Genomic DNA, 24,441 nt, shown 5'->3' with positions numbered 1-24,441 from the left:
CGTTCCCACTCGGCATCCGTCAGATCTCCCCGCCCCATGCCCCCATCAACGACACCACTGCGAAGTAGTCACATGATCGGCCGGACACGTCCTAGTCGCCCTCACCCTCTTCTTGCTCTGCATCGTCGTCGATACCGAACGCGGGGCGGAGCACGTCCCGCAGGTCGAGTTCAAGGCGCTGAGCAGGGATGGTGAGAGACCGTTGTACTTTGCTGCTGACGTTGGTCGCAGTTGCTCGCCACTCCGAGACGAAGGAGTCGGCTTCCTGACTGCTGTAGACCGTGATCGGGTCAAGCGCCACGGTCTCGTGGGGACGAAGGTCTACCGGAGCGTAGCGGATGAGGGTGCGGCCGTCCTGTTGCTCAATGTCCGGGGAGTTTAGGGACGGCAGTTGGTAGGCCGCGGGCTGTATGCCGAGCGTTCCTGGATAGCCGCCGAGGACGGGGATGGTGCCCGACCCGTATTTGGCTGGCTGGTGAGGCCAGTCGACCTCTTCTTCTGCGTCGGCCGTGATATGGGCCGAGACGGTGTCGGGGAGGCTCAGCACGACCTGGACCTTCGTGAGGTTGTCTTCGCCGGGATTGGTCAGCGTGAGGGCCAAAGGCGTGCCTGCAGTGCCGACCGCCTGTGCCAGTGCATGTTGCATTGCGAGGTCGAAGTCGCACAGGTACTCGTCTACCTCCTGCCGGAATTCCTCCGGGGAGCGGGAGTCAGGCCACAGGACTTGGAGTGACCTGAAGCCCCCAGAGGGGTGGGGGGCAGCCGCCTTCTTCTTCTCATCCGCGGCAGCAATCTGCCCCATCAGGTCCTCACGGAGGAAGTCGGTGACCGTTCGGCGGACCTTCTCGGTCGAGTCCAATACGGCAACGGCACCGGCGGTCATGGTGACGTCGACGTTCACGCGCTTCGTTGCCCGGCGGGCGCGCTCGGTGAGGGCGTAGATCTCCGCTGGACGAGCGGGTTCGGTCTTGCCAGCGTACCGGTGGAAGACGACGCCCGGCCGGAAGCTCTCATATTCCTTGTGCAGAGGATGAATAAGGTCGCCCCATCGGGGAGGAGAGACGTCAACGAGCATGACGTGGCGCTTGCCCTCGTCGGTGTCCAGGGGGACGTACGTGAACTGGTAGCGGCTGAACTCGCCCAAGTAACGCCTTAGCCAGCCATCGACCTTCTCGACGTCGTGCGTCGTAACCCCGTGGATCGCGTGCTCGTCGACGCCTACCAGGAGGTAGGCGTGGCCTCCAGCCCACTGCTCCGCCACATCAGGCATCCGGTTGGCGAAGCCGAGGATCGCTTTCGACACAGCGAAGGCTCCCGCCGCCTTCGACACGTCGTGCTGGGACTTCCACTCCAGCCAGCGCGTCTCGTCCGCGCTGCTGGCGTTCAAGACGGCCCGGATCAGCTCTCGCTGCCGTGCCAGTCCGACTATCGGTTCGTCTGCGATGAAGTCCAGGGTCATGGTTGTCCTTCGTGCCAGGTGAACTCCAAGCATGCGGGACCACACCGACAGAGCAGCTCGCCAGCCGGGGGCCTGCGCGTGAGCGCGGGGACTGGCTTCCGGACAGAATCTCGGCGACATCCGGCAGAGAGACGGCCGTCTGGCGCAGTGATGCGCAACGCCCCGTCCGCATGAGACGAGCACTGACGACGGACACCCAGATGCCAGTGATCTCAACTCTGCGCCAGGCTTTCGATGGTCGCTATCCCAGGAACCGTCCTGTTTGCGCTCTGGCGGGGAGCCCTGACTTTCCGGGCGTGCCAACCAGCGAAGTCGTTGCGAGCCCGGTTCGGGCCCACCGGCCCGTCCCAGCAGCCAACTGGTCCTCCGCCCTCTGCCGGACCCACCGACCACAGCTCGAACGGCGTTCATCAGGGAGGAGGCGCATCGACGCAGCTATGGTCGCACTTGGTATCGATACGGACGAGCGACGTTCAGACTGGGTAGATGTAGCCCGGTACCCGTTATGGTATCGGCCATGACCAGGACCCTTGAGAGTCGTCGAGCGGACGACATGACTGACCTTGAGCGCGATTTAGTCCACCTAGCACGTATGGCGTTGGCGGGACGTGGTCAGGACGTTCAAATGCTGCTGCAGCGCATGGCCAGACGTTACAGCCGGAGCAATGAGGCGATCGGGAAGGCACTGCAGGACCTGCTACGGGATGCTCCGAGTGCGGATGCTCCGTTGCGCGGTCTTGGGAACGCTGCACCGGTGCCTTTGGACATGGACAGCCGTGTTCCATTGATTCGCCCTGACCATCTGACGCCCACCGTCACCCCTGTCCTCTCGCCCGAGGTAGGTGAAGCCGTTGATCAACTCTGCGAGGAACACCTCGGACGGGACCGACTCCTCACCGCGGGATTGACACCGAGTCGGAGCGCGCTCTTCGTCGGCCCCCCGGGGGTCGGCAAGACCTTGGTCGCTCGCTGGATCGCGAGCCGCCTCGACCTGCCATTGCTGGTGCTCGATCTGTCCTCGGTTATGAGCAGCTACCTAGGGCGTACAGGCGGCAACATCCGCAAGGTCCTGGACTACGCCAAGGCCAGCCCCGCGATCCTCTTGCTCGATGAGCTCGACACTGTGGCCAAGCGCAGGGATGACAGTGCTGAGGTCGGTGAGCTGAAGCGTCTGGTGACTGTGCTTCTGCAGGAGATCGATGACTGGCCGGCCAGTTCGCTGCTGCTCGCCGCGACCAATCATGGTGATCTTCTGGATCCTGCCGTGTGGCGACGTTTCGAGGCAGTGATCGATTTTCCGCTGCCCGACGCTGCGCAGCTTCGCGAGGCCCTCGAACAGTACTGCGAGGGTGAGGCACCCTCTGATGTCCTGACGGTCATCGCCCGAGTCCTTGCAGCTCAGGGCGCATCCTATTCGGAGGCGCATCGTGTGATGACCACCGCCCGTCGGCGGGCCGCGCTGGCCGATGAGCCCGTCGGCAAGAAGCTACTGGACGTGTGCGGCGAGCAGTTGAGGCAATTGCCCTTTGCAGAACGGGTGCGCTTGGCAGTGGATCTGGTGCAACATGATCACCTGTCGCAACGACGCGTGCACGAACTGTCAGGGGTTAGTAGGGACACTATTCGTAAGCGCGTGCGGCACCAGGAGTCACAGGGGTAGTTCTCGTGGGGGGAGCGTCTGATGCCCGGACCGCACAACTTTTTGCTCGGCCACGGCGAGAGGCTCGTTGAGCCCGTCACGCTGCCAGGCGGTGGGGGCCAACCTGCGCTCCCGTATACCGAGGAAGAAGCGCGCTCACGTCTGCACCCCCAGGTGCGGGACGCGGTGCGTCGTTTCGCGCAGCTGCCAGCCGAGGCCTGTCCTGACGGACAGGTCGTCGGCGTCCTCACGATGCACCCTCAGTTCATCGCGAAGAGCTACCACCCCCAGCAGCTGCTCGCCGATCTGGGGCTGTCCTATGTCGGTGCCCGGAACGCGATGATCAGGCCGGAGAAATGGACGAAGCAGGAGCCGCCGTCTCCCACAGAGACAGCGGAACTCTTCGTGGCTGGCCGGCGAGCCGCGTTCACACTGTGGAATCAGCGCATGCAAGCCGGGATCCTCCCCGGAGGTGATCAGCTGCGGAAGGTTGAGGCGTTCCGTGCGCCGAGCGCACAAGAGCGGCAGCGCAACATCGCCAGCCTGTCAGCAGCCCCCGCTCTGGTCGAGGTAGGCCTCCACTTGCCGCCGCGGATCCGGGAAAAGATCCTTACAGGATTCGCGGCGTACGTGGAGCTCTTAGGCGGCACTGCAGAGATCGGACACGCCTTGCAGGTGCCAGGCATCGGATTCGTTCCCGTTCGGTTGGCTCCCGAGGCGATGGACCGACTGGCCCAGTTCGCCTTCATGCGCGTGGTCCGTCCGATGCCCAGACTCAGGGCTTTCCACCCGGTGGAGCGCGCCACCTCAGCCTCCGGGCTAAAGGCTCCCTCCTTGCCCGACGAAGGCGCTGTGGACCCGGATGTGAGGATCGCGGTTCTGGACGGGGGGCTGGACGTAAACGGCCCCATGGCTCCCTGGGCACGGTCGCACGAAGTCTCCGGGACCCACGGAGCCACTGCTGAATACCTCGGCCACGGTCACAACGTCACTTCCGCCGCCCTGTTCGGCCCCCTCACCCCTGGGCAACAGGCCCCCCGCCCGTTCGGTACAGTCGATCACTTCCGCGTCGTCGACGAAGAGCCGGAGGACGATCTTGCGCTCTATCGGACCCTGGACCGCATCGACACGGTGCTGCGCGAGAACCCTCACCAACTCATCAACCTCAGCCTCGGCCCCGATCTGCCTATCGAGGATGACGAGATCCATCCCTGGACCGCTTTGCTCGACTCGTGGCTGTCCGACGGCAAGCGGCTGCTAACCATCGCAGCAGGCAACAACGGCGGCCTGGACCGCGCGTCCGGTAACGCCCGCGTGCAAGTCCCCTCCGACAGTGTCAACGCCCTGTCGGTCGGAGCCGCCGACTCCACCCGGCCCTCATGGCGGCGCGCTCAGTACAGCGCCCTTGGACCGGGACGCTGCCCCGGCATGGTCAAGCCGGACGTGCTCAGCTTCGGCGGAGATCACAAAGAGCCGTTCTTCTTCGCCGCTCCACACGGCCAAGATTCCCCCTCCATGTCTCTTGGCACCAGCTTCGCCGCACCAAGCGCCCTGCGCATGGCAGCTGGCATCCGCGCTCACTTCGGCCCTGTCCTGACACCCCTCGCTTTGAAAGCACTGCTCATCCACTGCGCCGAGGACAACCCTCAGGACACATCCGAACGTGGCTGGGGCCGCCTGCCAGGAGAACTGGAGCATTACGTGGTCTGCCCACCGCACACGGCCCGCGTCGTCTACCAGGGCAAACTCGCGCCCAAGCAGACCGTCCGGATGTTCCTCCCCCTGCCGGAAACAGTGGCCTCCGGCGACATACAGGTCACCGCCACCTACTGCATCGCCTGCCCAACCGACCCGCGAGCTCCCCGCAACTACACCACCAGCGCGTTCGAACCGACCTTCAGGCCGAACATGGATCGGCTCAGCCCAACCGGCAAGGTCCCCAAGTCAGAACCGTTCTTCCAGGCACGCGACTACATGAGCGAACAGGAACTTCGCTCCGACGCCCACAAGTGGGAAACCGTCAAACACAAAACAGCCGTCTTCAGGGCAGACCGGCTCAAGAGGCCGGCCTTCGACGTCCGTCACGTCTTCCGTCTCGACGACCTCCCGCCAGACACCAACCCTGAGGTCGCCTACGCCCTGGTCATCACCCTCAAGACGCCCTCCGTACCCGACCTCTACGACCAAGTCGTCCGCACCTATGCCGCGCGCCTCGAGATCCTGCAGCCCCGGATCGACATCCCCATCACCATCCGCCCCTGAACGGGCCCGCGCACACCACTCTCAGCGGTACCTGGTCGGATCTGCGGTCGCCACGGGGTATACGGCCAGTGATCGCCGCTCGTGGCTTCAGCCACAGGCCGCCTGATGGATGGTGCGGCGTCGCTCGCCAGGGTGGTTGTCCGTGTCTGGCGCGTGGTGTCGCCGGGCTCGGTGTCCAGGTGAAAGGCCCTGCCGGGCTGCGGACGGGTGACGCAGCGCGAAGGGAACGATCACAGCAGTACCTCCAGCCGGCGGGAGCATCCCGCCTCACCCCTTGGTGGGGCTCAGCGCCCGCAGGGCAGCACCGGGGTGCCGACGACTTCCGTTCCGGCCCGGCCGCCGGGCCGTCGGCGGGTGCGGCGCGGCGGCCCCGGCCGCCGCGCAACCGGCTGAGCGCGCCCCGATCCCCGGCCGCGGCCGTACCGCCATCCCGCCCGTCCCTTACTCCTTCACTCCAGCCAGGGGACATGGGCAAAGCTGCCACAACGGGGATGTCAGAGATCCGACCACGGCAAAATCGGCATGGTGACCTGCGCGAACACGGAGGCGGTCTCTCGGGTCACGCAAGAGTAGGCGCAACCTCCAGCGCAACAGTTAGGCGCAACCCTTGTCGCAACCCCGTGCTCCTGGTCGGCCGAGGCGCCCGGGTCACGCGGCCCGGACGGCTCCCCGGGCACGGACCATCTGGCGCAGCTCGGTACGCGCGGCCGGCACCGAGGGGGCGGTCTCCCAGTAGGGGTGCCACCACAGCCGTACGGACAGGAGCAGCAGGCTGCGCAGCGCGGTGGTGTCGCGGGGGCGGGGTGCGGCGAGCGCGTCGTAGGTGGCGTTCCAGGCGGCTTCCCGTCTGCACCAGGTCGTCGGGGAAGTCGGTCACGCCCATACCGGTATTAGATCTGTTCAAATCTGGCGTCACACCGGCCACGCCCCGACCAGAGCCGTGGTCGGGGCCGCGACCGGCGTGGTCGGCCTCATGGCCGGGTCTTTGGTCGGCCCCGCCACGGCGGTCTGGGCCGGGCCTGGGGCAGTACCCGGGGGGTCATGTCTGTCCGCCACGCTCCGGCGAGCGAGCCACGAGAGGTGATCTCACGCGACGAACCGAGTACGACGCGGGCCAGGCCGCCAAGCGCCTGAAGGTGCCCGCAGCAGCCTTCCGGTGAGCCCGGCACACCGGCCTCATCCCTGACCCGGACGTCGTCCTTCCAGTGGTCCCGGGCTGCTGTGGAGGCATTGGACGCCGACGCCATCCGAGCCGCGATGCCGTCCCCGCCGATCGGCGGCGGCGCGGCACCGATCGTCGCCGCGCTCGGCTCCTCGAACCCGACTACGTACGGCGAGCGAGGGCACGTGACGACGCTCGTGGTGCGCCGGCTCGTCGACAGCGGCCCCCTGGCCGCTGGCCGACCTGAGCGCGATCCCGGACGGGACGCTGCACCACTGGGAGCAGCGCGCCGTGGACAAGGGCCGGCGCTCTCCTCTGGCGGCGCTGCGCCCAGAACCGGCGGTGGCACTGCGTGAGCCTGCCGAGACAAAGGCGGCCCTCGCGCCCTGAACGTCGGGGGCGAGGGCGGCCTCCTTTTGGAGCAAGGCGGGGCGTCGCCCTGCGGGGGCGTGCACTCCTCACCGCCTCTACAGGACAGTTGGCGGCGGCTGCTGCTGTGGCTGTGCTGACTGCTGGGCCTGGGCGGCGGCATTGCTGGCGAGTCGCCCAGCCAGCGACAGCGCTTGCATGTCCGCCGGATCGCTGCGCTTCAAGACGTAGACCTTGGCAAGGGCCAGCAGGCTGGGACCGAACAGGAGCGCGGACAGCCACCCGTTCGTTGAAGCCAGGTACACGCCGCCCCCGAGCATGGCGAGCGCGATGACCGCTCCTGTAACCAGCTGAACCGTGTGCCGACGGTCCGCCCGCTCCCGCTGACGGTCCTCGTGCTGTCGCTGCTCTGCCTCGCGCTGTAATTGAAGGCTCAGCATCCGCTCGCGGTGCTCCCGGCGCAGTTGCGGCTCCATGGCGCGCAGCGCGACTCCAAGCTGCTCGGCTCCAAGGTCCCGCCACTGTGCCGCGATACGGGCTCCTGCCGACAGGACGGCGTCATCGTCAAAAGGCTGATCGGCAGGCGACTGCGTGCCACTGCTCACCTTGCTGATCCTCCGTCACCGCTTGACACAGGAGCGAACTCCCCCCCGTTGGCTTTCAAAGGTGGTGGGCCGAGACGTACGAACAACCGCGCCAGAGTCAGGTTCACCGTGTCGGCTGAGTGCTTCGCGACCAGGCGCTCCTCTTCGGTGGACAGGTGGCCTGTTTCGTCTGGCAGGAGGTCCGCGTCATCGTCTGCCGATCGCTGTGCCGCGTCCTCTGCGGCCCGCTCCAACTCATCCCACTGCAGGACGCGATTGTCCGTGGGGGGCGATGAGTGCTGGGTGACGTTCACGGTAGGGCCGTTTTCGACGTGCACCAAGAGATCGTCTTGGTCGTCGTCGCGGTAGACGTAGGTGTCATCACCGATGGTGAGGATGCGCCGCCTTCCCTGGAACTGCTTCTTGGTGCGGTGCATGCTCCACGAGGCCGCCGCTAGTCCCATTACTGCACTGAGGAACGGCAGCAGACGCTCTAGATAGGCCAACACGATGTCCCCCCGAGGCTCAGGCCAGCGGCACGAACCACGATAGCCGCGCATCGGGCCAGGAGGATGCAGGTTCAAGAAGGTGGGGCGCCAGCGGGCAGGGAGTGTACCCCCACGCCGCCCACTTCCGCCGGCACCACCACCGGACACCGCTCCGCACCATCGTGGTGCGCTCAGTTGACATCGCTCCACCTCACCACGCCGAGACGCGCACTACAGCCGGGGAGCCCTTATCACGCACCCCCTTAACCACGACCTGTTCGCCAGCCGAAACCGGCGATGCCAAGGGAGAACGTCGCGGTAGCAGGGCTGACGAGGGGGCGTATCGGAGCCGGACAGGGGGTCGCGCGCCTCCGGCCGCACCCCGGACAAGGGTCGGTGGCGGGCGCACCGGGTGCGGTGGGGAGCGTCGGGTGCAGCGCACCGGCGCGCGCGAGAGTGCTAGGCATCGTCGGAGTGGTGCGGTGCCGGACGCGGTGGCGCACCATCGTGGTGCGCACCACGGTGGAGTCCACCGTCGTCCGGCGCACCGGAGTGGGCTCCACTCGGTGGGGTCCACCGGGTGGAGCCCACTCGATGTTCTGCATCCGGTGGTGGTGCGCGGCGTCGGGTGGGCTCCACTCAGTGGACGAGGTCCGGCATCGTCACCACAGCCAGGCGGTGGAGTACCGCAGCTGGGGCGCGAGGCGCGGCTGCGTTGCCGATCCGGTTCTGCCGGGGCCGGCGCGACTGCCCGGCGGCAAGGCGGCACTGTCCGGCGGCAAGGCGGCGCTGTCCGGCGGCCTTCAGCCGCCCCGGCAGTCTCCGGCTGGGGGCCGCTTCCCAACCGGCTGCCACCCAGGGGCTCATCGGACTCGGGCTCCTGGTCCTCGTCGAGCTGACCTTGCCGAAGTACGCCCGGGCCCGTACCCGGCACGGCTACGGTGCTGCCCATGCCCTCAGAACTGACTCCGGACCAGGTCCTGCGTGTGATCGCCGCCCTGGAAGCGGCATGGGACGGTGACGACGGCGCCCTGGCCGCGCTGATGCGCGGAGGGAGCGGCGAGCGGCCGCTGGCCGTTGTGGTCGCCGGGTTCGGCGAGAGCCGGTTGCTGAAGATGGTGCTGGCCGTGACCGGGATCGACGGCCTGGAGGGAGCCGTGCTGGAGCGGGCGGTGGCGGAGTACGGGCAGAGCCTCACTCCGCATCTGCTCGGTGTGGCATCGGGTCTGATGTCCGGGTGGGCTGTGAGCGCGGGTGAGGATGTCCGGGTGACCGGTGACCTCGCCCGCCACGTCCTGCGGGCACTGCTGTCGTTCACGGGGCGCGACGATCCGGAGGGGGTGCGGGCCCTGCTCGCGCACCTGCGCGCCGATGCCCTCGCCCATTCCTGAACCTCCCAGCCGGCCGCGCCCCGGTCTTGGGCAGCGCCGGACCCGGAGGGCATCTGCCCCGCATCGTCACCACAGCCAGGCGGTGGAGTGCCGTATCCGGGACAGGGCGCGGGCATCGCGGCGCGTGGCCGCGTTGCCGATCCGGCTCTGCCGGGCGCGAGGCCGGCGCGACTGCCCGGCGGCGAGGCGGCGCTTGGCGGCTTCCTGGACGCGCTTGCGCTGCTTGCGCAGCTGTGCCTTCTTCGCCGCCTTCGGCTTCGGCTTCGGCGGGCGCTTCCAGACCGGCTGCCACCCCACGGGCCCGTCGGCTTCGGGCTCCTGGTCCTCGGTGAGCGCGGCGGCCATCTGCTCGCGGGCAGCTCGGGCGCGGGCGAGGGCGTCGTCGGGGTTGGGCTGGTCTTGCGGGGTGTTCACGTGACTCCTCCAGTGGGGTTCCGGCCCGGTGTGTGCTGGGTGCCGGGCTGCTGGGTGTGCGGCTGTGGGGCTGTCGCCGGGGCGGGCCGCGACCGGGGGCCGTGGGTGAGGGCGCGCTCGCGGATGCCGTCCTGGAGGTTGGCGGCGACGGCTTCGAGCGTCCGGCGGGTCTGCTCCACCGTGGACGCCGGTCTCCTGCTCCAGGAGGGGGCCGGCCTTCCGGCCGGTGTGCAACGGCCGCGGGCGCGGCCTCGAGGTGGTGGGCGCGGCGACGGGGTGCGGCCGGGGGCGGGAGCCCAGGCGCTCCGCTCGCCGCGCCGCGCGGACCCGGGCAGCCAGTGCGTCGGCGGCGAGGCGGGCCCGCTCGTACGGCGGGGCGGTCCGCTTGCGGGTCAGCGGACGCAGCACGGCCTCATCCTCGGTGTCGCTCGGGTACAGGGCGCGCAGGTCGGCGGTCATCCTCCGGCCGCGCCCGACGGGGCGGGTGTGGCCGTCGACGGCCGTCTGCACGATCCGTTCGTCCAGGCCGGGTGGGTGTGGCCGGCCGCGCAGGGCGTAGGCGAGGTAGCGGGCTTCGGCGAGCAGGTGGTGGCGCGCGAAGGCGCCGCGCATCACATACACCACGGCGACGACGTCGACGGCCGCCAGCACGGTGTCGACCACCGGCCGCACCCGCGCCCACACCGCTGCGGCCGCCGCCCGCGCCCGCTCGGCGAGCCGGTAGACGGTGCAGGCGCCGAACGCCCGGATCGCGGAGGTGCGCCACCGCGTCCGCAGCTCGGTCAGCGACCGCAGCTCCGCGCGCTTGGACGAGCCGGAACCCGGCGGCCGACCGGGCCCGGAACGACGGACGGCGGGCCGCGCAGGCCGCAGACCAGACTCACAGCCGGCCCCGGCGGACGACGACGGAGGCCCGGCGGGCTGGACCGTGATCAGCCGCGCGGCGGCCGGACGGCGGCGGGGCGGCGGACGGGGAGCGGCCAGCAAAGCGCGGGCGCGGACGAACGCGGTCTCGGAACGCACGGCGTGGTGAGCAGCGGCGCAGGCCTGGCTGGTCGGGCCGGACCCCGATCGGCGGTGCGGCGGCCGGACGCTGGACGGACGGCGGTGAGGCCGACGAACCCCCGGACGCCGGTCCGATGCCGGACCCGGGGGCGCGGACGGCCGAGCCGGGCAGGGAGTGTCACGCTCCACACCCCGACTGGAACCGTGAATGTCGCCAGCGGCGTGACAGTCGACGGGAGCGGGCGGGCGCAGAGCGCCGCAGCGCGGGCAGCCGGTGGAGACGGGCGGGCAGGGGCGGGCGGCACGGACAACGATGCGGCGGCAAGCCAGGCATGCAAAAGGCCCCACCCGGGTGCTCGGGCAGGGCCTGCGTCACGCCCTCCCGAGGACGTCAAGGCGCTTGTTGACGGCGTTGAGGTGCTTGATGCCGATGGTCATCTCGGAGGCCATCAAGTCGAACTGAACCTGATCTTCGCTCACGGCACCGATAGCGCAGGCAGTCGCCGACTTACCCAGGTGTTCGAGGGCGAGCAACCAGCGCTTGTTCGCTGCCGGATCGGGGATCGGGTCCTCATCCTGGGCCGCTTCGATGTCGGCTGTGAGCGTGGAGCAGCTGTCGCTGAGTTTGGCGAGGTCGACGGGGTCGGAGTCGTCGGCCACTTGGCTGAGGTCGGCGGCGAGGGTGGTGATAGTTTCGGTGCCGCCCGCATCGCTCCAGGCGCGCATCCGTTTCGCGAGGGTGGGGACGGCGCTGGTTTTGGTGGCGATGGGTGCCGGCTGCTTGGCGACCTCGGCGTCGTCGTCCGTGTTATTGCCGATGAGCAGGCCGGCGGCGACCCCTGCGACGACGGCGACGGCGGCCCCGATGATGATCGCGGTGGGGTGCTTCTTCTTCGGCTGTGGCTCTGGCGTCCCGGCTGGCGGCGTGACGTCGTAACTCATGATCCCCCCAGGGATGTTGCGGACGTGCATCATGGCGTGTCTGACGTGCGCGGTGGGGCGTTGTGGCCATTTCGTGGCCGAGATGCGTGAAGCCCCCGCACGGTCGGCCGGGCGGGGGCGCGGCGTAAGCAGCGTGGGACTTGCCGGACCAGGGTTCGAGCTGTAGCCGGGCCGCGCACCGACCGGCACGAGATCCGCACGGCTTTCCCGCAGGAGGTCCAGCCGGCCGTGCGGGCGCACTACCGTTGTGGGAGGAACACGAACGCCGTGAGCACGGCGTGGAGTTCGGGGGGTCTCAGTGCTTGATGAGGTGTTGACCGCGTGGGCCGCCTCCGGTGGCACGGCGGTGGTGGCCGCGGTGGGAACGGACGCGTGGAGCGGGCTGCGGCAGGCGGTGGCCCGCTGGTTCGGCCGCGGCGACGCACAGCGTGAGGAAGCGACGCTGGAACGCCTGGACCAGACCGCCGCCGCGCTGGCGCGGACCGCCTCCGACCCGGCCGCGGCGGAGCAGCGGATGCGCCTGGAGTGTCCTGGCAGGCCCGCATCGAGACGCTGCTGGACGACCTCTCCCAGGACGAGCGCGCCGCGGCCGTCGCCAAGTTGCGCGACCTGCTCACCCGGCACGCCCCGGGAAGCCAGGCGGTGGCGGGGCCGGGAGGGCTCGCCGTGGGCCGGGACACACACATCAGCGCGAGGGACGGCTCGATCGCCGCCGGTGTGATCAATGGCGGGGTCGACGTAGGCCGCCCTCCGGTGCCGGATCCGTCCCGGGGCTGAACGGACCGGCAAGCGCGAACCCGCCCACCACCGGGCCGCCCGCCGCGGCTCCACCCGTGAACGTCCTGTCCGCACACGCCCGAAACCACAGCCTGGCCGTCGGTTACATGGCCCCGGGCGCACAGATCGTCCACTACGCCGCGCCGCGGCCGCCGGTGGGCCGACCCCACCAGGTCGGGGTGCTGCCGCGTCGGGCCGACTGTTTCCAGGAACGAGCTGTCCTCGTACAGCTGGAGCGGGCGGTGCGCCCCTGGGGGACGGCGGTGCCGTGCCAGGTGCTGGTCGGCCTGGGCGGGGTCGGCAAGACCCAGCTGGCGGCCCACCACGCCCGCCGGCTCTGGGCGCGCGGGGAGGTGGACCTGCTGGTGTGGATCACCGCGGCCACCCGCGCGGCGATCGTCTCGGCCTACGCCCAGGCCGCCCACGAGCTGCTGGGCGCCGACCCCACCGATCCGGAGCAGGCCGCGCGGGTCTTCCTGGCCTGGCTGGAACCCAGACCCGGCAGCGACCGACGCCGCTGGCTGATCGTCCTCGACGACTTGGCCGACCCGGCCGACCTGCGCGGCCTGTTCCCACCGGCGGGCCCCCAGGGGCGCACCCTGATCACCACCCGCCGCCGCGAAGCCGCCCTGACCGGCAGCGGGCGACACCCGGTGCCGGTGGGCCTGTTCACCGAGGACGAGGCCGTCGGCTACCTGACCGCCGCACTGTCGTCCCGCGGCCGCAGCGAACCCGCCGACCGGCTCGCCGCCCTCGCCCGCGACCTCGGTCGCCTCCCCCTGGCTCTGGCCCAGGCCGCCGCCTACCTCGTCAACGAGGACCTGGACTGCGCCGCCTACCGTGCCCTGCTGGCCGACCGCGCCCAGAACCTCACCGACCTGCTGCCCGACCCGTCCGGGCTCCCCGACGACCAGGCCGCCACGGTGGCCGCCGCCTGGGCGCTGTCCATCCAGCGCGCCGACCAGCTGCCCCCGCAGGGCCTGGCCCGCCCCCTGCTGCGGCTCGCCTGCGTCCTCGCCCCCAACGGCATCCCCGACACCGTCCTGACCGGTCCACCGGCCCTGACCTACCTCACCGGCCACCGCACGGCCGGACCGGCGCGGGCGGCCGTCGCCCGGGACGCCGTGCGCGCGCTGCGCACACTGCACCGTTTCAGCCTGATCGAGCACACCCCCGCGAACCCGCACCAGGCCGTCCGTGTCCACCAGCTCGTCCAGCGCGCCACCCGCGACACCCTCACCACCACCGAAGCCGAGCGACTCGTCCGCACCGCCGCGGACGCCCTCCTCGCCGCCTGGCCCGACACCGAACGCGACACCACCCTCGGACAGGCCCTGCGCGCCAACACCAACGCCCTGACGGCCCACGCCGAAGACGCTCTGTACCAGGCCGCCGGCGCACACCAGGTGCTCTTCCGCGCGGGGCGCAGCCTCGGTGAGACCGGCCAGGTCGCCGCCACCGTCGCGCACTATGAGCACCTGACCGGCACCACTCGCCACCATCTGGGCCGGGATCACCCCGACACCCTCGCCGCCCGGCACGAGCTGGCCCGGTGGCGGGGGCAGGCAGGGGACGCGGCGGGTGCCGCGGCCGCCTTCGCCGAACTCCTCACCGACCGGACCCGGGTGCTGGGCCCCGACCACCCCGGGACGCTCGCCACCCGCGGCGAGTCGGCCTACTGGCGGGGCGAGACGGGGGACGTGGCGGGCGCGGCGACCGCCTTCGCCGAACTCCTCGCCGACCAGACACGGGTGCTGGGCCCGGAGCACCCCGCCACCCTCACCGTCCGGCACGAGCTGGCCCGGTGGCGGGGACTGTCGGGGGACGCAGCGGGCGCGGCGGCCGCCTTCGCCGAACTCCTCAGCGACCGGATCCGAGTGTCAGGCCCCGACCACTACCACACCCTCACCGCCCGGCACGAACTGGCCCGGTGGCGGGGACGGGCCGGGGACGCGGCGGGTGCCGCGGCCGCCTTCGCCGAACTCCTCACAGACCAGACGCGGGTCCTGGGCCCCGATCACCCCCAGACCCTGACCACCCGCAACAACCTGGCTCACTTCCGGGGCGAGGCGGGTGACGCGACGGCTGCCGCGGCCGGCTTCGCCGAGCTCCTCAGCGACCGGATCCGGGTCCTGGGCCCCGACCACCCCCACACCCTCACCACCCGCAACAACCTGGCCCGGTGGCGGGGACTGTCGGGGGACGCAGCGGGCGCGGCGGCCGCCTTCGCCGAACTCCTCGCCGAGCAGACCCGGGTGTCGGGCCGCGACCACCCCCAGACCCTCGTCGTCCGGTACAACCTGGCGCACTTCCAGGGGGAAGTCGGAGACGCGAGGGGCGCGGCGGCCGCCTTCGCCGAATTGGCCGAGGCGATGACCCGGGTGCTCGGCGCCGACCACGCCCACACCCTCACCACCCACCGCGAGCTGGCCCGGTGGCGGCAGGAGGCCGCTGCCGATCCGTCGACCGGCTCCTGAGCGAGACCGGAAGCCCCGGTCGGGGGCGAACGAATGACGGGCGGCGGTCACCGCCGGGCGGGGCGGGCAGGGCGCGCCGACGAGGGGCTCCGGAGGGACCGGGCCTGGGGCGGGGAGGGCGTGAGCAGCGTGGGCCGGGCACCGGTCACCCGGGGGTGGCGTCGCCCAGGAACCTTGTGACGTGGCCGGCCAGCTGTGCGCGCAGCTTTTCTCGCGGTACGTGCCCTTCTCCGGCCAGGTGCTCAACGAGGTCGGCCCGCGTGGCGGCGAGCAGGGCGTGGGCGCTGAAGTCGCTGTCGGTCAGGCCCGGGATCTGCTCCAGTACGGCCTGGAGCAGGCTGTGCCACCTCTCGTAGTGCTCCGCCTGGTAGGGGCTGCTCCCACCCTCCTCCAGGGCCAGCGTGAGACGCCGGTTGTCGAGTTTGAAGCACAGGATGGCATCGAGCAGGGCGGGTACACGCTCCCACGGCGGGGTTCCGGGCCCCAGTGGCGGCGGGCCGGTCTCGACGGCCTCCCTTACCGGTTCGAGTCGCGCCTCGTAAAGGGCGCGCAGCAGCCCGGTGCGATCGCCGAAGGCGCGGAAGAGCGTGCCCTTGCCCACGCCGGCCGCAGCTGCGACATCGGCCATGGTGACGTCCTCGGGTCTCTCCCGGCCGGCGAAGAGGGCGTCGGCGGCCGCGAGTACGGCCTCCCGGTTACGGACGGCGTCCTTGCGGGACTTGCGCTCCGGCATGCTGCTCCTTGCAAAGCGGACCCGTAGTCCGTATCGTCGAAACGGACCCTAGGTCCGGATTATATGAGCTGGAGGACACCTGTGTCCGCACCCACTTCCCCGGTAGATCTGTTCCGCCACAGCCTGCGACTGCTGCTCGACAAGGACATCCCCGCATGGGTCGCCCTGTGGGCCGAAGACGGCATCGCGGAGTTCCCCTTCGCCCCCGACGGCTGGCCGCGGCGCCTGGAGGGCAAGGAGGCCGTCGCCGCCTACATGCGCCACTACCCCGACCACATCGACCTGCACGACTTCCCCGACCTGCGGATCCACCAGACCACCGATCCGCAGACCGTCGTGGCCGAGATGCGCGGTGTCGGCCGCTTGGTGGAGACCGGCGCGCCCTTCGACATGACCTACATCGTCGTCGTCACCGTCCGGGACGGGCGCATCACCTCCTACCGCGACTACTGGAACCCCCTCCGTGTCCAGAAGCCCGGCGCCGACTTCGCAGCGAGCAGCCGATGACCACCGCCGGCACCATTCTGGTCATCGGCGCCACCGGCACCACCGGCAACCGCACCGCCGCACGGCTGACAGCCGCGGGCCACCGCGTCAGAGCAGCCAGCCGTCGGGCCACCCCCGTCGCCGGCGCGGAACCGGCCCTCTTCGACTGGTACGACCCCGCCACCCACGCAGCCGCCCTCGACGGCGTCGACCGCGTCTACCTCGTACCGCCCGTGGGCGACCCCGACCCCGCGACGACCATGCTGCCGTTCCTCCACCGGGCCCGCACCGGCGGTGTGCGCCGCGCTGTGCTGCTGAGCTCCTCGGCGGTCCCGGAAGGCGGCCCGGCGGTCGGGGCGTTGCACCAGGCCCTGCCGTCTCTGTTCGACCAGTGGGCGGTACTGCGGCCCTCGTGGTTCATGCAGAACTTCACCGGCGCGCACATGCACACCCGCAGCATGCGAGAGGAGGGCGTCATCTGGACCGCCACGGCAAGCGGCCGGGTCGGCTTCATCGACGCCGAGGACATCGCGGCCGTCGCCGTCCAGACCCTGACCGACGAGCAGGCCCCCAACACCGATCTCGTCCTCACCGGACCCGAGGCACTCGGCTACGACGACATCGCCACGATCATCACCGAGATCACCGGCCGGCCCATCGTCCACCGCAGCCTGTCCTACGAGCAGCTGCGCGACCGCCTCGCGACGCAGATGCCGGTGGAATTCGCCACGATCCTGGCCAGGATGGACCGTGCCATCGCCCAAGGGGCGGAGGACCGCGTCACCGACACCGTCCAGCGTCTCACCGGCCGACCCCCACGGGCCTTCCGCGCCCTCTTGGAGAGGGAGGTCGAACGCGGCAGCTGATGCTCCGGGACGAGCGGCAGTCGGGACTACCGCTCGTCGGGCCAGGCCGCCAGGACGTCGCCGCTCTCCTCGTCGACGAGGGTGACGCGTGCGCCGGGCGTGCCGCCGTACTCGCCCACCCAGCGGCGGAACTTGTCACACGCCACCTCCTCATCGCCCCACCAGCCGTGCTGCACCGACCGGCCGTCGAGGACGAGCAGCAGGTGGTAGCGGCCGGGGCGGCTCATACGGAGTGTCCCCTCCCGGCGCGGACCGCGACGCGGCGCGGTCCGCCCTGCGTTCCGACGACGCACAACGGCTGCGCGGCGTCCTCCGAGTCGGGGCGGCGACAGAACGTGGTGTCGCACCTGCCGGGCTCTGGCCCGCGCGCCTGGAAGGGTGGCCGGCGGCTCGTGGGTTCTGCTGCACGACGTGAACTGAGCACCTGGACCAAACCGAGAAGGACACTCTGCACCACGGCGTCCATCTGGCCATGACGTACCTGCAGCCAGACAATGGCCAGCTCGACCGCGTGGCGCTGGACCTGTTCGTCAGCCAGGCGCACGACCAGGTGATTGCCCCCTTCCTCAAGCTGCACCCGGACAGACGCAGTTCGAGGTCACCGAGCTCGTCCCGATGCGCGCCGACCGGTTCTGAGCGCCGACGCTCCCTGGCCGCGCGCCGGATCGGTCGGTCAGGCGTCGGCCGTCGTCAGCCAGGCGATCCACGCGCCCGCAACACCGCCTGGCGCGTACGGCGCGACCACCCCGGCCCCAACTCCTACACCGTGGTCGACTGGTGGAGGCAGACCTCGTACCCGGGAGAACGACGACGTCTAGGAACCCGCAGCGCCGTGACAGCCGATCCGGCATGCTGGCCTTATGCCTGAAGAGCAGCGCTGCGGAGCCTGCGGTGGAAGCGGAATAACCGAGCACACCGAGCACTCGGTAGAGACGGACGCCGACGGCAAGCAGACGCCCGTCATCCACTCATGGACCGGGCCCTGCTCGACATGCCACGGCAGCGGCATCAGCTAGCAGAGGAGACCCCATCATGCGACCGATCTACGTGTGCATCGGATGCGCGGCCACCTACCTGCCGCCCGACCATCCAACATCCGGGCCCGCCCCGTCGCCAGCGCACTGCTCCCGCCCCGACTGCCAGACCGCCGCCCAGGAAGCTGTGAAGTGGTCCGGGCTGTCCGAGGCGAAGCTCGGCGAACTCGCCCGGCGCGCCGCCGGCCTGGAGGGAGAACCGCGGCGGCCGTGCCCAGGCCGGCGCACCAGCGCAGGCCGACGGGCCGGTTCCTCCCCCTCTGGCGGCCGCGGCAAGCTCCGCTGACAGCACCAGGTAACCCGCCAATACCAGCAGTACCCGCCCACCGTTCAGGGCAGGATCGCTGGCATGACCTGCGAAGACACCACCGCTGTACGACTCACCTGGAAGATCCAAAAACTCGGCAGCGGGAACGGCTTGCGCCAGTCCCTCTCTCGCCTGTCCTCGACGCCCAGTCGCTCTGCGGGCACGTTGACGTCGAAGAACCTGGGCCGCTTCTCGTCGAAGTCGAAGTGGAAGGAGAGCCCCACCATCAACGCGCGGAACTCCCGCAGCGCAGCCGGGGAGAGATGCGCTCCTCGTCGCCCCCGCCCAGCCGTCGGCGGGCTCGTCGTGCCGGTGCTCGTCGGCAGGCCCGGCTAAACGGGCTGGCCCGGCCGGGGCCTGTGACACCGAGCTGGGCGGCGCCACCCTTGACCTCGGTGATCTGCTCGACGGTGCGGCTCCGGCCCTCTCCGGCACCGTCCAGCAGCTCGCGCACGAGGAACAGCACCTTGATGCCCTCGCGCTCGTCGTCCTTGTCGTCGGCCGGCTCTCTCTCCCCCCCCCAGTGGCCAGGCGACCGATGACGCACGCCGCTAAAGCTGGCTGGCGGGCTTGACGGTGACATCCTCACGGCTCACCTCCAATCCCCCTCGGGATCGGTCAGGACCCGCATGTCTTTTAGCTGCAGCAACCGTTTCGCCTCGCGGTGATGTCTGACGTGTCAGCCTCTAGTCTGCGGCCGCGCCGGTACGGAGATCAGCGTCCGGCAGGTGGCGGTGTCGTTCGGTTCGCCGACGGGCATGCCATCGGCTTCGACCCAGGCGTGGGCGCCGAACGGTGAGATGCGTACCCCGCTGCACCACTGGTGCCAGTGCCCGCACAACCGGCACAGCAGAGCGGTGCCAGGGAGCGCTGGAAGCAGTAGCGGCCCGCACAGAGGGTCCTGACGGCCGTGACATGCTGGCAGGCGCGCAGGACTTCGTCGTAGCGGGCGGGCGCCGAGGACGACGCGGATCCGGTGCGGGGGCACACGGGCGAGGAGCCAGGCGAGAGCAACGGCAGTGTGAGCGACAGGGCGGGAACCGGTCGGGCTTCACCGTCGCAGCAGCCGAGAGAACTGCCGGGGTAGGGCCGGGTCCGGACTTCGCCGAAGCGGACGGCGAGGGTCACCAGCGTGTCGCCGGTGGGATAAGCGGGGTGGTCGGGGGTAGAACGGCTGATGGCTCGCGCGGTGTGCGAGCCGGAGCATGCCCGGAAAGAGGGCTGTTCCCGGGCATGACGTGAAGGATCAACCAGTATGGCCAGCGGCACCGTGAAGTGGTTCAACGCCGAAAAGGGCTTCGGCTTCATCGAGCAGGACGGCGGGGGCCCGGACGTCTTCGCGCACTATTCCGAGATCAAGGGCAGTGGCTACCGCGAGCTGACCGAAGGTGAGCACGTCACCTTCGACATCGGCCAGGGGCAGAAGGGCCCGCAGGCGCAGAACATCACCCGCGGCTGAGCAGGCAGCGGAGCACACGAAGTAGGGCGGCTGTCCGGTCCGGCAGCCGCCCTACTCACGTCCGCCAGCGGGCCAGAACTCGCCGGTTCGTGCGGGCCCGACCGTACGGCCGCGGCCGCAGCTGCGGCGCGGTGCGGTGCGGTGCGGCGCTAGAGTCCGTGCTTGCCGCCCACCCGGCCACACCGCCTCACGTGCATGGTGGTCCGCTCACGCGCAACGGGCTACCGCGCCGGGCTGGGCCGGGAGGTGTAGAGCACGCTGTGGCAGCGGCCCGCCTCCTCCCGCCCCGACGGGTCACCGCCCAGGGCCCGCACCCCGCCTGCACCGCCTCGATCGCGTGCCCGCGCTCCCGCTCGTCCGTGAATCGGTGCTGCGGATAGGTCCGGGACACATCCGTCGTGGTGTGCAGCCCTTGCGCGGCCAGCGTCCGCACGACAGGCTCATACGACACGGTCCGCAGCACGAACGCGCTCGCCCACACGGGACGCCGGACTCCGTCCAGCAGCGCGGCGAACGTCCGCTCGGTGATGTAGCTGCCACCGTCCGTCAGCGTGAGCAGCCCGATGGGCGCGATTTTCAGCGTGCTTCACGGGCTGTGGGGGTGGGGCTGCGGGCTCCACCAGGGCTGGGTGGTGTCGCGGAGTGTGTTGGTGCCGCAGTGCACCTCGCCGCCGAGGAGGTGGTGGGTGTAGAAGTCGTCCAGGTAGCCGACCTTGAACCCGGCTGCACGGTAAGCGGCGGTCACGGCGGTGGTGAAGATGTCCCTGCCGTTGATCACTGGCCCCCACTGGGCGGGTGCCAGGTAGGAGCGGGGGCCGAGCAGGGCGCCGTTGACGGCATCCGGCGTGTAGGCGCCGAGCGGCGGCTCGGATCCGGCACCAGGACCGAAACCGGTCTTGTTCTCTCCGTAGCGGGCCACGTCCGGAAGTTTGCCGGGCGGGCAGGTCAGCGTGGGAAGGTGCACCTTGTCCGGGCCGCACAAGACGCCGCGGGTGTAGAGGGCCGGCACGCGGACGATCTCGGCGTCGCTGATGCCGGTCGCCCGTTTCAGCAGGGCGATGTTGGCATCGATGTGCCGGGCGGCCCGCAGGTTGTCGGCCCGGAAGGTCTTGGAGCCGGCGGCGTCGGCGATGGTTTCCTTCGGGGGCCGCTCGTCGGCGTATCCGGGCCAGGAGAACATCCGTGCCGAGCCGTGGCCGTGGCGTACCGCGGTGCCCAGCAGAGCCATCCCCGCGCGGGGATCGGCGACGCCGATCTTCCAGCCGCGCCGGGAAGGGGCGGGCAGGAACTGTACGAACTCGTCGACGTGCCCGACGCCCAGCCACGAGGTGTCCAGGAGCAGGGGGGACTGCGCCCTTTGCGCGAGCAGCATCTTCAGCATCGTGCGTGCCGGACGTGCGCCGGGGGATTCGCCCTGCTGCCCCATGATGATCCGTCCTGCCGGGAAGGACTGGCTGCCGTGGGTGTACGGAGGGATCGTCTCCAGGTTCCCCAGGGAGTTCAGACTCCAATCGGACGCGGGGTCCAGGGCGGTCTCCAGTACGGCCACGTCCCTGCCTCGCAGCGGATACAGCTCGGCCGCGCCTCGGCGACGGTTGTCGTAGTTCTGTGCGGAGCGGATCAGGACGCGCATGCCGTGGAGCCGTCCCCGGGGGGCCGGAAGGCTCACATAGGCGGGCTCGACGAAGTCCTGCGTCCAGTGGTCCACGGACGACTTCGGGTTCGGAAGTTCGAGGGGCACCGGCAGTCCCGCGTTTTTCGACGCGGCGGTGAAACCATTGACGAAACGGCGCTGCGCGAGGGGCTCGGGACCGCGCCCGGAGAACGTCGCCACCATCGTCCGCCGGGCCCGTTGCAGGTGATGGTGCGTCAAGACGGGTGCGACGTTCAGCGTCACCCGGTCCGAGCGCGTTCCGCCAGGACCGGTGACGGAGAACTCGACGACCGCCTCACCGTTCCACTTGGAAAGGTCACGCAGAACATCCTTGCCCTCCATACCCAGTTCCGCGCCCCGGCGCAGTTCCGTCGCGGTCAGCCGGGTCCGGGACGTCACCGCTTGCCAGCCATGAGGCCGACGCAGGAAGAGCCGGGTGTGCACCGCGCCTGGCCCGACGACTCGGACCCTTCCCCGGGCCGAGGGGGGCAGACCAGGCGCGGGGACGGTGCGCAGCCGCGCCAGGTCCAGGGCGTCCGCCGCTCCGTTCACGACCTCGTCCGCCGCGTCGTTGCAGGCGAACGCGGCGGGTGTGTCGGTGCGCGGGCAACGCCGCGCGTCATCGTCGATGTTCGGCAGGAAGACCGCTCCTCTGTCGCGGCTCCACCGGGTCTCCGCCTGCTCGTCACCGGCGCCCGCGGCCGTGCTCACGATGCCGTCCCTGTCCACATCGGCCCGCAGATCCGGCAGCCCTGCAGCATCAGCTGCGGCCGTGGGCGCCACGGGGGCCACGAGCGCTCCGACAGTGGCACCGGCAAGCGCTACCCGCCTCAAATACTTCACTGAGAACCTTTCGCAGGTTACGTCCGATTAGAGGCCGATTTGATGTCATGCTAGAAAAAAGCACGAACCGGTCCCTTTCTTCGACACGAACCCGCGGCAAGCAGCGGAAGCGCGCGGCGCGGGAGGGAGCGCCCTCCAGTGAATGCACGCGCCGGTCAGCGTGTGGGTCCGCACGGAGTCCGTCTCCACCGCATATGCCACCGACACCGGGTGCTCCGGCTCGCCGCACAACCGGTGTCCCGCCGCCCCGACCTCCACGCCGCCGGAACGGCCGGGTCCTTGGTGCCCGGGGCCGACGGGGCGGTCGGAGGTAGAACGGCTGATGGTTCGTGCAGCGTGCGAGCCGGGGCATGCCTGGCGAGAGGTCGGCGTGCTACTTGTCATCAACGGTGCGCCAAGCACAGTGGATGTCACCGGCTTCGGCGATTCCGCCGGTCTCCTCGACTGTACAGCGACCCCGATGGTCAGCCCCGGAGGACTGGTGGAACCGGTCCTGTCCGGGGCGATGTCTGGGCAGGCGTGGGTGATCTCTCATTTCTCGCTGTGGTCCTTGCGCCGTTCCTGGCACCCTGCGTTGTCCTGGGCACTGCCGTCGCGCTGGTCCGGCGGGCCTGCAAACAGCAGCCGGTACCGGTCGGATGTCTGCCGAGCGTCACCACCTGCATTCTGGCGGCGGTCATGGGCAGCGCGGCGGCGTTCGGCGCGTATTCGTGGGGTGTGATGTCGGGGTTCTACGTCCTGGATCCGGGTCAGATGTGCGCGGCGAAGGGCGTGCCTGGCGATCACATAGTGACGCGGTGGACAGTGCCGGTCAGTGCACAGTGCGTCACACCGGACGGTGTGGGAACCGAGCTGGCCCCGGGTTGGGTAAATCCCGTGATCTTCCTAGGCCTCGCGCTGTTGCTACTGGCCCTCGGCACAGGAATCATCGCGGCAGTGCGCCGACATCTCTCCTCACGGTAAAGCACTCACGCGCACTGGCTACCCATACGCACACAAACCCCACATCTGCCCATCGTGACGCTCACCCGCCTCCCGGCTGAGAGGGCACTCCCACGCCGGTACGACGATCATGCGGCGCGAGGCCAGCTCCGAGCACGACTCGCTCGCCTCGGCTTTTGCTCACCGCTGGCATAGTCCTGCGTCTTCTCGACGCCGAGCTCGCCCGTGCAGCCAATCCGCGGCTCAAGGACCTGCTCCTCGCCGGTGGCGAATGCCTCACTCTGCCGGGCCCCGTTCCTGTATCAGGCCGCTTCGATAGCGGAAAACTCGGCGTAATCACCTCGTACCCGGCTTCGTTGACAACGGTGTGGCAGGCCTGGAACCGGTGTGCTCACTCTGGCCGGCCCCACTGCACTGCGGCAAGGCACCGATGCACAGGGAGTTCATATGATCACCCAGTTGCTCAGCAGCGAGGGCTATGACCCAGTGGACAGGTTCGACGCCTGGTGCCAGTTGGCCCGGTCGATGCCCATCCAGCATCGGGTCAGTTCGGAGCACACGGCCGACTTCCGCTTCACGCTGCGCACTGTCAGGTTGGGGCCGGCGGCCGTGGCACACACGCGCGTACTCGGGTTGCATGCCGTCCGGACACCCCGCCTGATCCGACAGGAAGACAACGGCAGCTACGAATTGGTGATGTGTACCCGCGGGGGGATCAGCACCGAACAGACGGGTGTCGAGTACCGGTCCGGGGTCAGCCAGTGGGCACTGTACGACTCCTCCCGCCCGTACTCCATGAGGTCGCTCGCCGACCTGGGCTCTGTCCACTCCGCGGTCGCGTTGGTCCTTCCGAAAGCCTCGTTGGGACTCCCGGAAGCCAAGGTGGCCCCCCTTCTGTCCGGCCCGCTGCCGGGGAGCACCGGCGTCGGGGCGCTGATCGGCGACATGCTTGCCCGGGTATTCCGCGAAGCGGACATGATGCAGCCCGCTCACGCCCATTGCCTCGGTAGCCTCCTCCCGAGCTTGGCGGCTGCACTGTTCGCCCAGGAACTAACAAGTCATCTCATTTGGCGAGTCGGCGGTAGCAGATGAGGGTGCAGGCGAGGCTGGTGAAGGCGAGGAAGTGCTCGGCTTTGCGTTCGTAGCGG

Annotated in this window: 20 protein-coding genes and 2 pseudogenes; 9 read left to right on the top strand and 13 right to left on the bottom strand. The window is 70.0% G+C overall.

What is annotated here, in order from left to right:
• Positions 1-91: 91 nt before the first annotated feature.
• Positions 92-1,459, bottom strand: a complete 1,368-nt coding sequence (locus tag ACZ63H_RS35645; RefSeq protein ID WP_469872299.1) for a hypothetical protein — start codon at positions 1,457-1,459, stop codon at positions 92-94.
• Positions 1,460-1,976: 517 nt separating this feature from the next.
• Between ACZ63H_RS35645 and ACZ63H_RS35640 the strand changes: the two genes are divergently transcribed.
• Together ACZ63H_RS35640 and ACZ63H_RS35635 are read left to right on the top strand one after the other, a co-directional pair.
• Positions 1,977-3,119: an AAA family ATPase gene (locus tag ACZ63H_RS35640; protein WP_469872297.1), complete on the top strand. Its 1,143-nt coding sequence runs from the start codon at positions 1,977-1,979 to the stop codon at positions 3,117-3,119.
• A 21-nt stretch (positions 3,120-3,140) separates the two neighbouring features.
• On the top strand, positions 3,141-5,360 hold the full coding sequence (locus ACZ63H_RS35635; protein ID WP_469872295.1) for a S8 family peptidase: 2,220 nt from the start codon (positions 3,141-3,143) through the stop codon (positions 5,358-5,360).
• A 648-nt stretch (positions 5,361-6,008) separates the two neighbouring features.
• Here the strand turns inward: ACZ63H_RS35635 and ACZ63H_RS35630 are convergent.
• The 3 genes and pseudogenes from ACZ63H_RS35630 to ACZ63H_RS35620 all read right to left on the bottom strand — a co-directional run bounded on the left by ACZ63H_RS35630 (position 6,009) and on the right by ACZ63H_RS35620 (position 7,912).
• Positions 6,009-6,243, bottom strand: a pseudogene (locus tag ACZ63H_RS35630) (hypothetical protein).
• Between the two features lie 746 nt (positions 6,244-6,989).
• Positions 6,990-7,496, bottom strand: coding sequence for a hypothetical protein (locus tag ACZ63H_RS35625; RefSeq protein WP_469872293.1), 507 nt, complete (start codon positions 7,494-7,496; stop codon positions 6,990-6,992).
• Positions 7,493-7,912, bottom strand: a complete 420-nt coding sequence (locus tag ACZ63H_RS35620) for a hypothetical protein (protein ID WP_469872291.1) — start codon at positions 7,910-7,912, stop codon at positions 7,493-7,495. The genes ACZ63H_RS35625 and ACZ63H_RS35620 overlap by 4 nt, the downstream gene beginning before the upstream one ends.
• Positions 7,913-8,913: 1,001 nt before the next feature.
• Here ACZ63H_RS35620 and ACZ63H_RS35615 point away from each other — a divergent pair.
• Positions 8,914-9,354, top strand: a complete 441-nt coding sequence (locus ACZ63H_RS35615) for a hypothetical protein (RefSeq protein WP_469872289.1) — start codon at positions 8,914-8,916, stop codon at positions 9,352-9,354.
• A gap of 66 nt (positions 9,355-9,420) precedes the next feature.
• Here ACZ63H_RS35615 and ACZ63H_RS35610 read toward each other — a convergent pair whose 3' ends face one another.
• From ACZ63H_RS35610 to ACZ63H_RS35600, 3 genes and pseudogenes are all read right to left on the bottom strand, one after another.
• A complete protein-coding gene (locus tag ACZ63H_RS35610; protein ID WP_469872288.1) occupies positions 9,421-9,768 on the bottom strand; it encodes a hypothetical protein in 348 nt (115 codons plus the stop codon).
• Positions 9,765-10,575: pseudogene (locus ACZ63H_RS35605) on the bottom strand (MobF family relaxase); the annotation flags it as partial. The pseudogene ACZ63H_RS35605 and the gene ACZ63H_RS35610, both read right to left, overlap by 4 nt.
• 570 nt (positions 10,576-11,145) lie before the next feature.
• On the bottom strand, positions 11,146-11,715 hold the full coding sequence (locus ACZ63H_RS35600) for a hypothetical protein (RefSeq protein WP_469872286.1): 570 nt from the start codon (positions 11,713-11,715) through the stop codon (positions 11,146-11,148).
• Between the two features lie 525 nt (positions 11,716-12,240).
• Here ACZ63H_RS35600 and ACZ63H_RS35595 point away from each other — a divergent pair.
• Entirely contained in the window at positions 12,241-12,492 is a 252-nt protein-coding gene (locus ACZ63H_RS35595; RefSeq protein WP_469872285.1) for a hypothetical protein, read from the top strand.
• Positions 12,493-12,548: 56 nt separating this feature from the next.
• Complete coding sequence (gene fxsT, locus ACZ63H_RS35590; RefSeq protein WP_469872283.1) at positions 12,549-14,969, top strand: FxSxx-COOH system tetratricopeptide repeat protein; 2,421 nt, start codon at positions 12,549-12,551, stop codon at positions 14,967-14,969.
• Between the two features lie 145 nt (positions 14,970-15,114).
• Here the strand turns inward: fxsT and ACZ63H_RS35585 are convergent, their stop codons facing one another.
• Positions 15,115-15,702, bottom strand: a complete 588-nt coding sequence (locus ACZ63H_RS35585; RefSeq protein WP_469872281.1) for a TetR/AcrR family transcriptional regulator — start codon at positions 15,700-15,702, stop codon at positions 15,115-15,117.
• Between the two features lie 81 nt (positions 15,703-15,783).
• Here ACZ63H_RS35585 and ACZ63H_RS35580 point away from each other — a divergent pair, with 81 nt between their 5' ends.
• Both ACZ63H_RS35580 and ACZ63H_RS35575 read left to right on the top strand, forming a co-directional pair.
• Positions 15,784-16,209 carry a nuclear transport factor 2 family protein gene (locus ACZ63H_RS35580; protein WP_469872279.1) on the top strand — a complete coding sequence of 142 codons (426 nt, stop codon included), beginning with the start codon at positions 15,784-15,786 and terminating at the stop codon, positions 16,207-16,209.
• A complete protein-coding gene (locus tag ACZ63H_RS35575) occupies positions 16,206-17,054 on the top strand; it encodes an NmrA family NAD(P)-binding protein (RefSeq protein WP_469872277.1) in 849 nt (282 codons plus the stop codon). The genes ACZ63H_RS35580 and ACZ63H_RS35575 overlap by 4 nt, the downstream gene beginning before the upstream one ends.
• Before the next feature lie 26 nt (positions 17,055-17,080).
• On the opposite strand, the gene ACZ63H_RS35570 is transcribed toward ACZ63H_RS35575, so the two are convergent.
• The 4 genes from ACZ63H_RS35570 to ACZ63H_RS35555 all read right to left on the bottom strand — a co-directional run bounded on the left by ACZ63H_RS35570 (position 17,081) and on the right by ACZ63H_RS35555 (position 19,383).
• Complete coding sequence (locus ACZ63H_RS35570; protein WP_469872275.1) at positions 17,081-17,281, bottom strand: hypothetical protein; 201 nt, start codon at positions 17,279-17,281, stop codon at positions 17,081-17,083.
• Positions 17,282-18,418: 1,137 nt separating this feature from the next.
• Positions 18,419-18,622: a hypothetical protein gene (locus tag ACZ63H_RS35565; RefSeq protein WP_469872273.1), complete on the bottom strand. Its 204-nt coding sequence runs from the start codon at positions 18,620-18,622 to the stop codon at positions 18,419-18,421.
• Positions 18,622-18,942, bottom strand: a complete 321-nt coding sequence (locus ACZ63H_RS35560) for a hypothetical protein (protein WP_469872271.1) — start codon at positions 18,940-18,942, stop codon at positions 18,622-18,624. The genes ACZ63H_RS35565 and ACZ63H_RS35560 overlap by 1 nt, the downstream gene beginning before the upstream one ends.
• A gap of 132 nt (positions 18,943-19,074) precedes the next feature.
• Complete coding sequence (locus ACZ63H_RS35555; RefSeq protein ID WP_469872269.1) at positions 19,075-19,383, bottom strand: lasso peptide biosynthesis B2 protein; 309 nt, start codon at positions 19,381-19,383, stop codon at positions 19,075-19,077.
• Between the two features lie 267 nt (positions 19,384-19,650).
• Between ACZ63H_RS35555 and ACZ63H_RS35550 the strand changes: the two genes are divergently transcribed.
• Complete coding sequence (locus ACZ63H_RS35550; protein WP_366405730.1) at positions 19,651-19,854, top strand: cold-shock protein; 204 nt, start codon at positions 19,651-19,653, stop codon at positions 19,852-19,854.
• A gap of 586 nt (positions 19,855-20,440) precedes the next feature.
• Here the strand turns inward: ACZ63H_RS35550 and ACZ63H_RS35545 are convergent.
• Positions 20,441-22,219 (bottom strand): protein-arginine deiminase domain-containing protein, encoded by a 1,779-nt coding sequence (locus ACZ63H_RS35545; RefSeq protein WP_469872267.1) that lies wholly within the window; start codon positions 22,217-22,219, stop codon positions 20,441-20,443.
• A 1,521-nt stretch (positions 22,220-23,740) separates the two neighbouring features.
• Between ACZ63H_RS35545 and ACZ63H_RS35540 the strand changes: the two genes are divergently transcribed.
• The gene (locus tag ACZ63H_RS35540; protein WP_469872265.1) at positions 23,741-24,385 is read left to right on the top strand and encodes a cupin domain-containing protein; all 645 of its coding nucleotides are present in this window, start codon (positions 23,741-23,743) and stop codon (positions 24,383-24,385) included.
• Positions 24,386-24,441: the final 56 nt, after the last annotated feature.

The organism is Streptomyces sp. NPDC104831, assembly GCF_055583025.1.
This window is presented reverse-complemented; position numbering and strand designations above follow the sequence as displayed.